The following is a 14,516-nucleotide window of genomic DNA, read 5'->3' on the forward strand; positions in this document are numbered from 1 at the left end:
CCTTGTCCGCTCCGATCATCGCGATAGATGCAATGGGTGGGGACTTCGGTCCCCACTGCATTGTTCCAGCCAGCATTGCCTGCTTGGCTGAATACCCCTCGTTGCACTTGGTCCTCGTTGGCCAGTCCTCCCTTATTGAATCTCTGATTGCCCGCCAACCTGGTGTCGATCGCGCACGCCTGCGTGTTGTCGAAGCCGGTGAGGTGATTGGGATGAATGAGCGGCCTGCCCAAGCGTTACGGGGTAAGCCTGATTCCTCCATGCGCGTGAGTCTTGAGCTGTTGCGCAACGGCCAGGCTCAGGCCTGTGTCAGTGCCGGTAATACCGGCGCCTTGATGGCCTTGTCGCGGCATATCTTGAAGACCTTGCCCGGCATCGATCGGCCGGCCATGGTCACGGCGATTCCGACCCAGCAGGGGTTTTGCCATGTGCTCGATCTGGGCGCCAACGTAGATTGCGACGCCGAGCATTTGCAGCAATTTGCGGTGATGGGCTCGGTGGCGGCCGAAGTGCAGGGCAAGCCCCGGCCGCGGGTGGCGCTACTGAACGTCGGCACCGAGGAGATCAAGGGCAACCAGCAGGTTAAGCTGGCTGCCAGCCTGCTGCAGCAAACCCCAGGGCTCAACTACATCGGCTTTATTGAAGGCGATGGCTTGTACCGTGGTGAGGCTGATGTGGTGGTGTGCGATGGTTTTGTCGGCAATATTTTGCTCAAGTCCAGCGAGGGCTTGGCCGCCATGATCAGCACGCGCTTGCAGGCTTTATTTAACGCCAGCTGGTGGGCGCGCTTAGTCGGTTTGCTGGCCATGCCGCTGTTGCGTCGTCTGCGTACTGAGTTGGCCCCGGCGCAGCACAATGGCGCGAGTTTTCTTGGTTTGCAGGGGATTGTGGTGAAGAGCCACGGCTCGGCGGGGCATGAAGGTTTTAAAAGTGCGATAGGCCATGCACTGCGTGAAATTGAAGAGAATTTGCCGCAACGCCTGCACAGTCGCCTGGGGGAGCACCTGCTGTAATGTGACCGCAGGCGCGAGCTAGTCATCCAACTGTCAGTTTGCTGCGCTTGATGTCCTGTGGCGTACGCCACCGACGCCCATGAATTAATAGGAAAAGGTTTTCATGTCCGCCTCTCTCGCATTCGTCTTTCCCGGTCAGGGTTCGCAATCCCTGACCATGCTCGCCGAGCACGGTGCACAGCGACCGCTGATTATTGACACCTTTGCTGAGGCCTCTGAAGCCCTCGGCTACGACCTCTGGGCATTGACCCAGCAGGGCCCGGAAGAGCAACTCAATCAAACCGACAAAACCCAGCCGGCGATCCTCACTGCCTCGGTCGCCCTGTGGCGCGCCTGGCAGGCTGAAAGCGCGGCGCGTCCGGCTTTTGTTGCCGGCCATAGCCTGGGTGAGTACTCGGCTCTGGTCGCGGCGGGCAGCCTGTCCTTGGCGGCCGCGGCTAAATTGGTCGAGCACCGGGGTCAGCTGATGCAGCAAGCGGTGCCGGCTGGTCAAGGCGGCATGGCGGCGATTCTTGGTTTGGAAGACGCTGACGTACTGGCTGCCTGCGCTGAAGCGGCGCAAGGTGAAGTGGTCAGTGCGGTCAACTTCAACGCCCCAGGTCAGGTGGTGATTGCCGGTGGCGCCGCCGCCGTGGAACGCGCCATCGAAGCCTGTAAAGCCCGTGGCGCTAAACGTGCCATGGCACTGCCGGTCAGCGTGCCGTCGCACTGCGCGCTGATGCGCCCGGCGGCCGAGCGTTTTGCTGAGGCCGTTGCGGCTATTGATTGGCAAGCGCCGCAAATCGCTTTGGTGCAAAACGTCAGCGCCAGCGTGGTGACTGATCTGGAGACGCTGAAGCGCGACCTGCTGGCGCAGCTGTACAGCCCCGTGCGTTGGGTTGAGTCGATTGTCCGCTTGTCTGAACAAGGCGTTACCGATCTGGTCGAATGCGGCCCAGGCAAGGTGCTCAGCGGTCTGAATAAGCGCTGCGTCAAAGGCATCAACACCCATAATTTGGATACCCCGGACGCTTTTGCGGCTGCTAACGCAGCCCTGGTCTGATTGAGGAGAAGGTATGAGCCTGCAAGGTAAAGTTGCATTGGTCACTGGCGCGAGCCGTGGCATTGGCCAGGCAATTGCCCTGGAGCTGGGCCGTCAGGGCGCCATCGTGGTCGGTACTGCCACTTCCGCTGGCGGCGCTGAGCGTATCGCGCAAACCCTGAAAGACAATGGCATCCAAGGCACTGGCCTGGAGCTGAACGTGACCAGCGATGAGTCGGTGAGCGCTGTTCTGGCGAGCATCACTGAGCAATTCGGTGCGCCGGCGATTCTGGTCAACAACGCCGGTATCACCCGCGACAACCTGATGCTGCGCATGAAGGATGAGGAGTGGTTCGATGTCATCGACACCAACCTCAACAGCCTCTACCGCCTGAGCAAAGGCGTGCTGCGCGGCATGACCAAGGCGCGCTGGGGACGAATTATCAGCATTGGTTCAGTTGTGGGTGCCATGGGCAACGCTGGCCAAGTAAACTACGCATCTGCCAAAGCCGGTCTGGAAGGTTTCAGCCGTGCTCTGGCCCGTGAAGTGGGTTCGCGGTCGATCACCGTGAACTCGGTTGCACCGGGCTTTATCGACACCGATATGACCCGCGAGCTGCCTGAAGCACAGCGTCAAGCGCTGCAAACACAGATTCCGTTGGGTCGTCTGGGGCAAGCCGAAGAGATCGCAAAAGTGGTGTCTTTCCTCGCTTCTGATGGCGCAGCTTACGTTACAGGCGCTACTATCCCTGTGAACGGCGGGATGTATATGAGCTAAATGTGACGGATAGCTTTAAAAAACTGTCATAAGGGCTGTCTAAAATCCGTTATAAAGAATCGACTGGTTATAGACAGATCGTTGCAGCGTTTAAGGGCTATCCGGGCATTGTGCTTGAAATGCTAAAAACCCTTTCTATACACTTGGCCGCAGACCAGCTGCCTGGATTTGTCCAATAGGAGTGAAAACACGGTATGAGCACCATCGAAGAACGCGTCAAGAAAATCGTTGCTGAGCAACTTGGCGTCAAAGAAGACGAAGTAACCAACAGCGCTTCCTTCGTCGAAGACCTGGGTGCCGACTCTCTTGACACCGTTGAGCTGGTGATGGCTCTCGAAGAAGAATTCGAGACCGAGATCCCGGACGAGCAAGCTGAGAAGATCACCACCGTTCAGGAAGCGATCGACTACGTTACCGCTCACGCGTAAGACGTATTCATCGAGTCCCGACTCGGAAAAGCCGCATGCCTTAATCGGGTATGCGGCTTTTCTTTAGGTGTATTCCATGCGTGGAAAACTATAAGAGGAGATTGCTGTGTCGCGTAGACGCGTCGTAGTTACCGGTATGGGCATGCTGTCGCCGCTAGGTAACGATGTGCCAAGTAGCTGGCAGGGCATTTTGGCTGGGCGCAGTGGCATTGCCACCCTGGAGCACATGGACCTGAGCGCCTTTTCCACCCGATTTGGTGGAGCGGTCAAGGGCTTCAACGTTGAAGAATATTTGTCAGCCAAAGAGGCGCGCAAACTGGACCTGTTTATCCAGTACGGCCTGGCTGCAAGTTTTCAGGCAGTGCGTGAGAGCGGCCTGGAAATTACCGATGCCAACCGAGAGCGTATCGGTGTGGCGATGGGGGCGGGCATTGGTGGCCTGACCAACATTGAGAACAACTGCCGCTCGCTGTTCGAACAAGGCCCACGGCGGATTTCGCCGTTCTTCGTGCCGGGTTCGATCATCAATATGATTTCTGGCTTCCTGTCGATCCACTTGGGTCTGCAAGGGCCTAACTATGCCATCGCCACGGCCTGTACCACTGGCACCCATAGCATTGGCATGGCGGCGCGCAACATTGCCTACGGCGAAGCCGATGTGATGATTGCCGGCGGCGCCGAGATGGCGGCTTGTGGCCTGGGGATGGGCGGTTTCGGTGCGGCGCGGGCGCTGTCCACGCGTAACGATGAGCCAGCCCGCGCTAGCCGTCCGTGGGACGTCGAGCGGGATGGCTTTGTCTTGTCCGATGGCGCCGGTGCGCTGGTGCTGGAAGAGCTGGAACACGCCAAAGCCCGTGGCGCCACGATCCATGCTGAGCTGATTGGCTTTGGCATGAGTGGTGATGCGTACCACATGACTTCGCCGCCGGAAGATGGCGCCGGGGCGGCGCGTTGCATGCGTAATGCGCTGCGTGATGCTGGGGTCAACCCTGAGCAGGTGCAGTACATCAACGCCCATGGCACCTCGACTTCGGCGGGCGACAAAGCCGAAGTGGCTGCGATTAAGTCGGTGTTTGGCGAGCATGCTTACAAACTGGCTGTCAGCTCGACTAAGTCGATGACCGGCCACCTGCTTGGTGCAGCAGGCGCCGTGGAAGCGATCTTCAGCATCCTCGCCCTGCGTGATCAAGTGGCGCCACCGACCATCAACCTGGATAATCCAGACGAAGGTTGTGATCTGGACTTTGTGCCGCATCAGGCCAAGGCCATGCCCATCGACGTAGTGCTGTCCAACTCCTTCGGCTTTGGCGGAACCAACGGTTCGTTGGTGCTGCGCCGGTATCAGGGTTGATGCACGACTGGATTGATGGTCGTCCGGCTGAGCAGTTATCGATAAAAGATCGTGGCTTGGCCTACGGCGATGGTTTGTTTGAAACCATCGCCGTTACGGCGCGCAGTCCTGTGCTGCTGACTCGCCATTTGGTGCGTTTAGACGAAGGTTGTCGGCGTTTGCACTTGCCGGTGGACTTGGGCCATATCCGCGAGCAGGTGTTGGCTTATAGCCGGCAGTTGGGCGACGGCGTATGCAAGCTGATCGTCACCCGTGGCGATGGTCAGCGCGGCTATGCACTGCCGCAGCCGACGCAAGCACGTTTGATCCTGCAAGCCGCAGCTAAGCCGCACTATCCGCTTGAGTACGCTGAACGTGGGGTGCGTCTGTATCCCTGTGCCACGCGTTTGGCGCAGCAGCCGCTATTGGCTGGCCTAAAGCACCTCAATCGCCTAGAGCAAGTGTTAGCGCGCGCGGAGTGGCAAGACACTGAGCATGCCGAGGGCCTGATGCTGGATACCAGCGAGCGGGTCATCGAAGGCGTGTACAGCAACTTGCTGCTGGTCAGTAATGGTGTGTTGATCACTGCTGATTTGTCCCGTTGTGGCGTCGCAGGGGTGATGCGTGCCGAGCTGCTGGAGCAGGCTGCTGCCCTCGGCATCCACTGCCAGGTGCGGGACATCAGTCTGGCTGAGTTGCTCAGCGCCGATGAAGTGTTGCTGTGTAATAGCCTCTACGGCGTATGGCCAGTGCGGGCATTAGAACAGCGCAGCTGGCCGGTCGGCCCGCTGACCCGTAAACTGCAAGCCATTGCCCGCGATTTATTGGACTGCTGATTAGTGATGCGCCAACTCCTGTTGCTGCTTGAAGCTGCTGTTATTCTGCTGGGCCTGCTGTTTGGCTTGGCCTTTTGGCAACAACGCGAAGCGTTGCAGCAACCACTGAAACTCGACCACGAATACCTGCTGGATGTGCCGGTCGGCGCCACGCCGGGCGGTGTGCTTAATCGTCTGGAAAGTGACGGCATCGTTGCCAACGCTTTTTGGCTGCGCCTGTACTGGCGCTTCAACCTGCCTACACAGCCGCTGCACAGTGGTGAATATCGCCTGCTCCCGGGCCAGACTGCCACTGACATGCTTGAGTTATGGCGCAAGGGCGAGGTGGTGCAGTACAGCCTGACGCTGGTCGAGGGCTGGAATTTCCGCCAGGTGCGCGCCGCCTTGGCTAAGCAAACGCGTTTGGAGCAGAAACTAGGCCAGCTCAGCGATGAGCAGTTGATGAAGCAGTTGGGGCTCGAAGGACTCAACCCGGAAGGGCGCTTCTTTCCCGATACCTATCACTATGTGCGCGGCAATAGTGATGAGCAGTTGCTGAAAAAGGCCCATGCGCGCCTTGAACAGGTGCTCGAAGAAGAGTGGGCGCAGCGTGCCAGCGACTTGCCGTATAAAGAGCCTTACGACGCGCTGATCATGGCGTCGATGATCGAAAAAGAAACCGGGGTACCGACAGAGCGGACGCAAATTGCTGGGGTGTTTGTCCGGCGTTTGGCCATCGGCATGCGCCTGCAAACTGACCCGACGGTGATTTATGGCATGGGTGAACGCTACAACGGCAAGATCACCCGCGCCGATTTGCGTGAACCAACGCCTTATAACACCTACACCATTGACGGCATGCCGCCGACGCCGATTGCCTTGGTCGGCCGTGAAGCGATTCACGCCGCGCTCAATCCGCAGGCCGGCAACAGCCTATATTTCGTTGCCCGTGGCGACGGTAGCCATGTATTTTCCGCTAGCCTCGAGCAACATAATCGCGCCGTGCGTGAGTATCAGCTTAAGCGGCGCGCCGATTACCGTTCTAGTCCGGCAGCGGCGTCGCCCAATCAACAGTAAGGACAGCTTGTGAGCGGTTTGTTTATCACCTTGGAAGGTCCGGAAGGCGCGGGCAAGAGCACCAACCGTGAGTACCTGGCCGAGCGTCTGCGCGCGCAGGGTATTACGGTGGTCTTGACCCGTGAGCCCGGTGGCACGCCATTGGCCGAACGCATCCGTGAACTGCTGTTGGCTCCTAGTGACGAGCAGATGGCTGCCGACACCGAGCTGCTGTTGGTGTTTGCCGCCCGCGCCCAGCATCTGGCCCAAGTGATCCGCCCAGCCTTGGCCAGCGGCAGCGTGGTGCTGTGTGATCGCTTTACCGATGCCACCTATGCCTATCAGGGCGGTGGACGCGGCCTGAGCCAAGAGCGTATTGCCCAGCTTGAGCAGTTTGTGCAGGCGGACCTGCGTCCGGACCTGACCCTGGTGTTTGATCTGCCGGTGGAGGTGGGCCTGGCCCGCGCGGCAGAGCGGGGCCGCTTGGATCGCTTTGAACAAGAGGGCTTGGACTTCTTTAACGCGGTAAGGCATGCCTATCTCAACCGCGCTGCGGCGCAGCCTGAGCGCTACCGCATCGTCGACGCCGCACAGTCGCTGACGGCGGTGCAAGAGCAGATTGCCCAACTGCTGCCGCAGATTGTGGAGTTGCACCGTGGCTGAGGCCTACCCCTGGCAAGCGGCGTTGTGGCAGCAGCTAGCGGGCCGCAGTCAGCATGCCCATGCGTACTTGCTGCATGGCCCGGCCGGGATCGGCAAGCGTGCCCTGGCCGAGCGGCTGATGGCCTTGCTGCTGTGCCAGCGTCCGCAAGGCTTAGCCGCCTGCGGTGAGTGCAAGTCGTGTCATTTGCTGGCCGCTGGCAGCCATCCGGATAACTACGTGCTGGAGCCGGAAGAGGCCGATAAGGCCATCCGGGTCGATCAGGTCCGTGACCTCGTCAGCTTTGTGGTGCAGACCGCCCAGTTGGCCGGGCGCAAAGTGGTGCTGATCGAACCCGTGGAGGCGATGAACATCAACGCCTCCAACGCATTGCTGAAAAGTTTGGAAGAACCCTCTGGCAATACGGTGTTGTTGCTGATCAGCCACCAACCCAGCCGCTTATTGCCCACGGTGAAGAGCCGTTGCGTGCAACAAGCCTGCCCGCTACCCAGTGCGGCCGATAGTCTGGCCTGGTTGCGGCAAACGCTGCCCACTAGTCCTGAGGCCGAGCTGCAGGAGTTGCTTGCACTGGCCGCCGGCTCGCCCTTAACTGCGGTGCAGATGCACGAGCAGGGTGTGATCGCTCAGCGGGCGCAAGTGGTAGACGGGGTGAAGAAGCTGCTCAAGGGCCAGATTGCCCCCAGCCAGCTGGCGGAGAGCTGGAATCCCCTGTCGCTGCAACTGCTGTTTGACTGGTTCTGTCAGTGGTCGCAGTTGATGCTGCGCTATCAGCTGACGCGCGATGAAGCAGGGCTAGGCCCTGAGGATATGCGCAAGGTCGTGCAGTATCTGGCGGATAAGGCCGGGCAGAGCAAGGTTCTGGAGATTCAGGACTGGTTGTTGGCACAGCGGCAGAAAGTCCTCGGTAAGGCTAACCTTAACCGTGTGCTGCTTCTCGAAGCCCTGTTGGTGCAGTGGGCAAGCCTGCCTAGTGCGGGCTAGAATCGGTGTCCTGAGAATAAGACTAGGAATGCCGCATGAGTTTGCCTCCTAATTTAGGCCCGCGTAACGGAATCTTGTCCCTCACCATCAAGGACAAATCCGTGCTCTATGCGGCCTATATGCCGTTTATCAAAAACGGTGGGCTGTTTATTCCGACCAACAAAAGTTACAAGCTCGGCGACGAAGTCTTTATGTTGCTCAACCTGATGGAAGAGCCGGAGAAAATTCCGGTGGCCGGCAAGGTGGTGTGGATCACCCCTAAAGGCGCGCAAGGCAACCGCGCCGCGGGTGTCGGCGTACAGTTCAACGATGGCGACAACAGCGCCCGCAACAAGATTGAAACCTATCTGGCCGGCGCGCTAACCTCGGACCGTCCCACCCACACCATGTAGTGTGGTCCCTCGATTTACGCGGCGCCTGCCGTCGCGCTTGTTAAGTGATTGTTAAACATGCTGGTTGATTCCCACTGTCACCTTGATCGCCTCGACCTGAGCGCCCGTAACGGCTCCCTGGATGAGGCGCTGCAGGCTGCCCGCGAGCGCGGCGTTGGCCATTTTCTGTGCATTGGCGTGAGCGCCGATAACGCCGCCGCCGTCAAAGGCATCGCCGAGCGTTACGCGGATGTCGACTGCTCGGTGGGCGTCCATCCGCTGGACTTAGCCCCCGGCGCCGCGCCAGCGCTGGATTGGTTGCTGGCAGAGTTGGATCACCCCAACGTGGTGGCCATCGGCGAGACTGGGCTGGATTATCACTACGAGCCCGAGGCAGCTGAGCTGCAGCAAGAGGCCTTCCGCTTGCACCTGCAGGCGGCGCAAATCACTGGCAAGCCGGTGATCGTACATACCCGCGAGGCCCGGGCCGATACCCTGCAACTATTGCGTGAGGCGGCCTTGCCCCAGGCTGGTGTGTTGCACTGCTTCACCGAAGACTGGGCCATGGCCAAGGCGGCGTTGGATCTGGGCTTTTATATCTCGCTGTCGGGGATCGTCACCTTCCGCAATGCCGAGGCGTTGCGCGAAGTGGCCAAGCAGGTGCCGGCGGATCGTCTGCTGGTGGAGACGGATTCACCCTATCTGGCGCCGATTCCGCACCGGGGTAAGCCCAACCTGCCGGAGTACGTGCGCGATGTGGCCGAGTACCTGGCGCTGCTGCGCGGCGTTAGCTACGAGCAACTGGCCGAGCAGACCAGCGCCAACTTCCAGCGCTTGTTCCCCTTGGCGCGAGTTAAAGCGCTTTAGTTAGGCGCAGGCAAAAAAAACCCGGACTCTGGGGGGAGGAGTCCGGGTCAAGACCATTTGGAGCAAAACAAGGCAATTGGTCGGTATCGCCTTGTCTGGAGGGGCGCTTGGGGGTTACGCCGCGCACCAGTAAGCTTCAGTATTGGCGAAGATTGCCGAACGTCCAGCCCGTTTCCCCTAACCGTTAAACAAATTTGGAATACTCCGAGCCGTGCTGATTGCTCAGCCTGTGGCTAACTGGTGTAGCACCGCCAAGCTTTGCTCAATAATCCCTTGCGGGGTGTAAAAGTGTGGCGAAAAACGAATGCCGGGGCCCCGTTGCACGCAGATGATCTGCTCCTGCTTCAATGCCTCGAACAGCTCGGCGTGCTGCCAGCCATCCAGGCTAAAGGTCAGAATGCCGCTACGCCGTTGCTCCTCCGTGGCGCTATGGATACGCGCGCCGGGTAGTCGCTGGATGCCATCCAACAGCCACTGCACACGCTCATGCACGGCTTGCTCAACCTGCGCCATGCCGACTTCTTCGAGCAGCGACAGGCTAGCATCCAGCGCCACCGCACCGAGCATATTCGGGCTGCCGCACTCAAAACGTCGGGCACTGTCGGCCGGCTGCCACTCGCTGCGGCTGAAGTCGCTGGCGTTCTCCAGCATGTGCCAGCCGTATTCGTGCAGCTTGAGCTGTGGGCGCAGGTCGCTGCGGCAATAGAACACGCCTAACCCCTCAGGGCCGAGCATCCATTTGTGACCGTCGGCCATGGCAAAGGCGCAATTGCAGCTTTGCACATCAAACGCTAAGGCACCGAGCTGCTGGATGGCATCGACGCACAGCAGCACGCCACGGGCGTCACAGCCTTGACCCAAACGCGGCAGGTCTAGGCGCAGGCCGCTGGCAAACTGCACCGCGCTGATCGCCATCAGGCGTGTGCGTGGCCCGCAGGCGGCGAGCAGGGCACCTTCAGCATCGCCGCCATGCAGATTGACTTTGATCACTTCCACGCCTTGCGGCGCCAGGGCCTCCCAGACGATACGGTTGGAGGGGAATTCTTCATCGCTGATGATGATTTGATCGCCGGCGCGCCAATCCAGGCCAAAGGCCACATAGGAGAGGGCTTGCGAGGTGTTTTTCACCAGCGCGATGTCTTTGTGTGAGGGCGCGTTGAGCAGGCGCTGCAAGCGTTGGCGCAGGCCGCGCTCCATCTGCAGCCAGTTGCTGTAATCGCGCGCACCGACCTGCGCGTTCTCCACGGCGAAGCGCTGCAGCGCTTGTACTGAGCGCTGCGGCCAAGGGGCGACGGCTGCGTGGTTGAGGTAGCGCAGGCCGGGTAAAAGGGGAAACTCGTCTTGAACAGCGTACATAGGTGGATGATCCGTGCAATTTGTCGTTAGTTAGGCATAATAGGCTGCTTCATTTTTCGACTCTGTAGTCCTTTTATGCATAAAGAACCCCGCAAGGTCCGCGAGTTTCGCCGTCGCGAGCAGGAAATTCTCGACACAGCACTAAAGCTCTTCCTGGAGCAGGGGGAGGACAGCGTAACGGTGGAGATGATTGCCGATACCGTCGGTATCGGTAAAGGCACCATCTATAAGCACTTCAAGTCCAAGGCGGAGGTCTACCTGCGCCTGATGCTCGATTACGAGCGCGATTTGAACCAGCTGCTGCACTCGGCCGATGTCGACCGCGACAAAGAGGCGCTGTCGCGCGCCTATTTTGAATTCCGCATGCGTGATCCGCAGCGCTATCGCTTATTCGACCGCCTGGAAGAAAAAGTGGTGAAGGGCAACCAAGTGCCAGAAATGGTCGAGCAGTTGCACAAGATCCGTGCCTCCAACTTTGATCGCCTGACGCAACTGATCAAAGGCCGCATCAGCGAAGGCAAGCTGGAAGACGTGCCGCCGTACTTCCACTTCTGCGCGGCTTGGGCCTTGGTTCATGGCGCCGTGGCGCTGTACCACTCGCCGTTCTGGAGCAATGTGCTGGAGGATCAGGAAGGTTTCTTCCAGTTCCTCATGGATATCGGCGTGCGCATGGGTAACAAGCGCAAACGCGAAGGCGATACTCCGGCCAGTTAACCGGCGCGGCACAGCCTTGGGTTAAGCCGCGAGCAAGGGCTCTTATAGCGATGCCAGCAACTTGGCCAGCAATTGGCTGAGTTGCTCCTGCTCCTGCTCACTGAGCGCGGCCAGCATCTGTTGCTCATTGGCCACATGTAACTCAATCAACTCATCGATCAGGGCAAGCCCGGCGGCGGTCAGGTAGACCAAAGTGCCCCGGCGGTCGTGAGGGTTTTTCTGACGTTCAACCCAGCCATCTTTCTCCAGCCGGTCAATACGGTTAGTCATGCCGCCCGAAGACACCATGGTCGCTTCGTACAGCGCCGTCGGCGTCAGCGCATAGGGCTGTCCTGAGCGGCGCAGGGTAGCCAGCACGTCAAACTCTCCAGGCTGCAAACCGAAGCGATTAAACAGCGGATTGAGGTGGGTGTGGCTGATCACGTTCACCACTTCGCCCAGACGCCCCACCAGCAACATAGGCAGGCCCGGCAATTGCGGTTTTTCCTGCGCCCATTGATTTACCGCATTTTCAGCACGATCGGTCATTGTCTGATCACTTATATTGATATTAAGATACTTTACCTAGAGATAATCCGCCTTAAATTAACTCAGCAGAAGGAATTGTGCATGCACGCCCCTATGGCCTCCCAGAAAGCTGCCCATGCCGATTGGCTGGTGCTGTTGGCGATCATTCTCCTAGGCCTGAACTTGCGGCCGATTCTAGCCAGTGTCGGGCCTTTATTGGACATGATCCAACAAGCCACGGCCATGGACAGCAGCCGCGCTGGTTTGCTCACCACCTTGCCGGTTTTGGCCATGGGCCTGTGTGCTTTGGCTGGGGTTTGGCTGCAGCGCTGGTGGGGGGAATACAGCCTAGTGCTGCTGGGCGTGGCGATCATCGGCCTAGCTTGCGCCGCACGTTGGTGGCTGCAAGACAGCGCCAGTCTGATCGCCAGCGCGGCGTTGGGCGGGCTGGGCATTGCCCTGGTGCAAACCCTGCTGCCGAGCTTTATCAAACGCCGCTTCGCCAGTCGCGCCAGTTTGGTCATGGGGATTTACAGCACGGCGATTATGTCCGGCGCTGCCATGGCTGCAGCCAGCGTGGCACCGTTAGCTGCGAGGACGCAGTGGAACTTCGCTCTGGCCTTTTGGGCGCTGCCGGCCTTGTTCGCGGTTGTGCTGTGGGCGCAGGCCGGGCGTGGGCTGCAGCGCCAGCGCAACAGCGTGCATGTGTCATTACCGCTTAAGCAGGGTCGGGCCTGGATGCTGATGCTGTTTTTTGCCATCGGTACTGGCGCCTACACCCTGATGCTGGCCTGGCTGCCGCCGTTTTACACGCAACTGGGGTGGAGTGCAGCGCAAAGTGGTTTGCTGCTGGGTTTGTTGACGCTGATGGAAGTGACGGCGGGCATTCTGGTGTCGCTATTGATTAGCGTCTGCCCGGATCGCCGCGTGCTGCTGTATGCCGCATTGGGGGCCCAAGTGCTGGGCTTGGCGGCGCTGATTGTGGCGCCCAACAGTTTGGCATTAGTGGCGGTGGTGCTGATTGGTTTAGGCATTGGTGCGATTTTCCCGCTAAGCCTGATTGTCAGCCTCGACCATGTCGAACACCCGCAGCAAGCGGGCGCCATGCTCAGCTTTGTTCAGGGCGGTGGTTATGCGCTGGCCAGTCTGATGCCCCTGCTGGCGGGGTTTATCCGTGAGCAACTAAGCGCGTTGACCTTAGCCTGGCTGCTGATGCTGGCGGGGGTTGCGGTACAGCTGCTAATGGCCCGCAGCTTTACTCCAGGTTCTAAACTCGACCTTAGCTAACTGACCAGGGCCCAACTGAGCTGGACGCGGGCTTAGGGGGATTATCACTGCTTATCTTTGTGGCGGTTGCATCAGAGCCAGCGTGGTCATCGGTGTGGTTTTTGGCCGCAAGCGCAAAGACCAGTGCGGTCGAATTTGCGAGGGCACCAGATTAGGACTGCGGACGTGCTTAAGGTTAAACGAGAAAGACGTTTCTGGGTTCTGCCCGCCACGACTCTTGATAGGTGATCGCGACGTTTCGCAACGATTCATTCATCTGCTTAATGTGGGGCCGAGCGCAATAGCAGTAGCGATGGAGGCGCATTGTTTTAATGCGCAGGTCATCCCCAGAAAACTGAGGACCCCGGCGAAGCGGATCTGCCCATGCAGATCAAGGGTCGAGAGGAGCGCGAATACCAAGCTAGTGGCGAGATCGGCGAAGGGCAGGGCAGTAAAGCCGGGATTGGTTATGGGCTCAATGATGGGGCGGATGATCTACGTACCAGAAGCTGAGGCTGCGGATAACCCGCAGCCCTCAGTCCAGTCTGTGCGCCGAGCGTAAGGCGGGCGCATAGGTTTAGGCCAAGCTATCGCCAATAAACTTGCGCAAAAACAGGCGGGTGCGTTCCTCGCGCGGGGCGCTGAACAGTTCTTTGGCTGGGCCTTGCTCGACGATCACGCCCTGGTCGATAAAGATCGCCCGGTTGGCCACGTCACGGGCAAAACTCATCTCGTGGGTGACGATCACTAGGGTGCGTTGCTCCTCGGCCAAGGCGCGGATGGTCGCCAGCACTTCGCCGACTAGCTCCGGGTCCAGCGCTGAAGTGGGTTCGTCGAACAAGATCACCTGCGGTTGCATGGCCAATGCCCGGGCAATGGCTACGCGTTGTTGCTGGCCGCCGGATAAGCGTTTTGGATAGGCATTTTCTTTACCGGCCAAACCGACCTTGGCCAGCAGTGCCCGGCCACGTTCGATGGCGCTGGCGCGGGGCTCCTTCTGTACCACCACAGGCCCTTCGATGACGTTCTCCAGTGCTGTGCGATGGGGGAATAGGTTAAAGCTCTGGAATACGAAGCTGACCTGCTGGCGCAGTTTGCGGATCAGACCTTGCTGGGCCTTGAGCGGTTTGGCCGCGTTGATCTCGATATCACCGACGCGGATGCTGCCGCTGTCTGGGGTTTCCAGCAGGTTTAGGCTGCGCAGCAAGGTGGTTTTGCCCGAGCCACTGGGGCCGATAATGGCCAGCACCTCGCCGGGTTGGATATCCAGATCAATGCCCTTGAGCACGGCTTGGCCGGAAAAGGATTTAGTCAGGCCGCGCACGCTGATCATCGGCTGGTTTAAGGATGCG

The 14,516-nt window shown here is 59.4% G+C and carries 16 protein-coding genes and 1 pseudogene; 14 read left to right on the plus strand and 3 right to left on the minus strand.

Features of this window, described 5'->3' with window-relative positions; genetic code table 11:
* The first annotated feature begins 2 nt into the window (after nucleotides 1-2).
* The 11 genes from plsX to NTD81_RS05775 all read left to right on the plus strand — a co-directional run bounded on the left by plsX (nucleotide 3) and on the right by NTD81_RS05775 (nucleotide 9,321).
* Complete coding sequence (plsX, locus tag NTD81_RS05725) at nucleotides 3-1,013, plus strand: phosphate acyltransferase PlsX (protein WP_262180402.1); 1,011 nt, start codon at nucleotides 3-5, stop codon at nucleotides 1,011-1,013.
* Between the two features lie 103 nt (nucleotides 1,014-1,116).
* Nucleotides 1,117-2,055: an ACP S-malonyltransferase gene (gene fabD / locus NTD81_RS05730; protein WP_262180404.1), complete on the plus strand. Its 939-nt coding sequence runs from the start codon at nucleotides 1,117-1,119 to the stop codon at nucleotides 2,053-2,055.
* A 13-nt stretch (nucleotides 2,056-2,068) separates the two neighbouring features.
* A complete protein-coding gene (fabG, locus tag NTD81_RS05735) occupies nucleotides 2,069-2,812 on the plus strand; it encodes a 3-oxoacyl-ACP reductase FabG (protein ID WP_262180406.1) in 744 nt (247 codons plus the stop codon).
* A 194-nt stretch (nucleotides 2,813-3,006) separates the two neighbouring features.
* On the plus strand, nucleotides 3,007-3,240 hold the full coding sequence (gene acpP, locus NTD81_RS05740; RefSeq protein ID WP_068826648.1) for an acyl carrier protein: 234 nt from the start codon (nucleotides 3,007-3,009) through the stop codon (nucleotides 3,238-3,240).
* A gap of 106 nt (nucleotides 3,241-3,346) precedes the next feature.
* The gene (fabF, locus tag NTD81_RS05745; protein WP_262180410.1) at nucleotides 3,347-4,591 is read left to right on the plus strand and encodes a beta-ketoacyl-ACP synthase II; all 1,245 of its coding nucleotides are present in this window, start codon (nucleotides 3,347-3,349) and stop codon (nucleotides 4,589-4,591) included.
* A complete protein-coding gene (gene pabC, locus NTD81_RS05750; RefSeq protein ID WP_262180412.1) occupies nucleotides 4,591-5,406 on the plus strand; it encodes an aminodeoxychorismate lyase in 816 nt (271 codons plus the stop codon). Before fabF ends, pabC begins: the two co-directional genes overlap by 1 nt.
* Nucleotides 5,407-5,409: 3 nt before the next feature.
* Nucleotides 5,410-6,462: an endolytic transglycosylase MltG gene (gene mltG / locus NTD81_RS05755; RefSeq protein ID WP_262180414.1), complete on the plus strand. Its 1,053-nt coding sequence runs from the start codon at nucleotides 5,410-5,412 to the stop codon at nucleotides 6,460-6,462.
* 9 nt (nucleotides 6,463-6,471) lie between these two features.
* Entirely contained in the window at nucleotides 6,472-7,104 is a 633-nt protein-coding gene (gene tmk / locus NTD81_RS05760) for a dTMP kinase (protein ID WP_262180416.1), read from the plus strand.
* On the plus strand, nucleotides 7,097-8,083 hold the full coding sequence (locus NTD81_RS05765; RefSeq protein ID WP_262180418.1) for a DNA polymerase III subunit delta': 987 nt from the start codon (nucleotides 7,097-7,099) through the stop codon (nucleotides 8,081-8,083). The genes tmk and NTD81_RS05765 overlap by 8 nt, the downstream gene beginning before the upstream one ends.
* Before the next feature lie 35 nt (nucleotides 8,084-8,118).
* On the plus strand, nucleotides 8,119-8,475 hold the full coding sequence (locus NTD81_RS05770; protein WP_262180420.1) for a PilZ domain-containing protein: 357 nt from the start codon (nucleotides 8,119-8,121) through the stop codon (nucleotides 8,473-8,475).
* A gap of 57 nt (nucleotides 8,476-8,532) precedes the next feature.
* Nucleotides 8,533-9,321, plus strand: coding sequence for a TatD family hydrolase (locus NTD81_RS05775; RefSeq protein ID WP_262180422.1), 789 nt, complete (start codon nucleotides 8,533-8,535; stop codon nucleotides 9,319-9,321).
* A gap of 222 nt (nucleotides 9,322-9,543) precedes the next feature.
* Here the strand turns inward: NTD81_RS05775 and NTD81_RS05780 are convergent, their stop codons facing one another.
* Entirely contained in the window at nucleotides 9,544-10,677 is a 1,134-nt protein-coding gene (locus tag NTD81_RS05780; protein ID WP_262180424.1) for an aminotransferase class V-fold PLP-dependent enzyme, read from the minus strand.
* A 75-nt stretch (nucleotides 10,678-10,752) separates the two neighbouring features.
* Between NTD81_RS05780 and NTD81_RS05785 the strand changes: the two genes are divergently transcribed.
* Nucleotides 10,753-11,391 (plus strand): TetR/AcrR family transcriptional regulator, encoded by a 639-nt coding sequence (locus NTD81_RS05785; RefSeq protein WP_262180426.1) that lies wholly within the window; start codon nucleotides 10,753-10,755, stop codon nucleotides 11,389-11,391.
* Between the two features lie 42 nt (nucleotides 11,392-11,433).
* Here the strand turns inward: NTD81_RS05785 and NTD81_RS05790 are convergent, their stop codons facing one another.
* Nucleotides 11,434-11,919: a MarR family winged helix-turn-helix transcriptional regulator gene (locus NTD81_RS05790; RefSeq protein WP_262180428.1), complete on the minus strand. Its 486-nt coding sequence runs from the start codon at nucleotides 11,917-11,919 to the stop codon at nucleotides 11,434-11,436.
* Between the two features lie 81 nt (nucleotides 11,920-12,000).
* Here NTD81_RS05790 and NTD81_RS05795 point away from each other — a divergent pair, with 81 nt between their 5' ends.
* Both NTD81_RS05795 and NTD81_RS05800 read left to right on the plus strand, forming a co-directional pair.
* Complete coding sequence (locus NTD81_RS05795; protein ID WP_262180430.1) at nucleotides 12,001-13,185, plus strand: MFS transporter; 1,185 nt, start codon at nucleotides 12,001-12,003, stop codon at nucleotides 13,183-13,185.
* A gap of 336 nt (nucleotides 13,186-13,521) precedes the next feature.
* Nucleotides 13,522-13,726 (plus strand): annotated as a pseudogene (locus NTD81_RS05800) (DUF2149 domain-containing protein); the annotation flags it as partial.
* A gap of 15 nt (nucleotides 13,727-13,741) precedes the next feature.
* Here NTD81_RS05800 and tcyN read toward each other — a convergent pair.
* Nucleotides 13,742-14,497, minus strand: coding sequence for an L-cystine ABC transporter ATP-binding protein TcyN (gene tcyN / locus NTD81_RS05805; protein WP_262182047.1), 756 nt, complete (start codon nucleotides 14,495-14,497; stop codon nucleotides 13,742-13,744).
* Nucleotides 14,498-14,516: the final 19 nt, after the last annotated feature.

This window comes from Pseudomonas sp. 5P_3.1_Bac2 (assembly GCF_025465995.1).
GTDB lineage: Bacteria > Pseudomonadota > Gammaproteobacteria > Pseudomonadales > Pseudomonadaceae > Aquipseudomonas.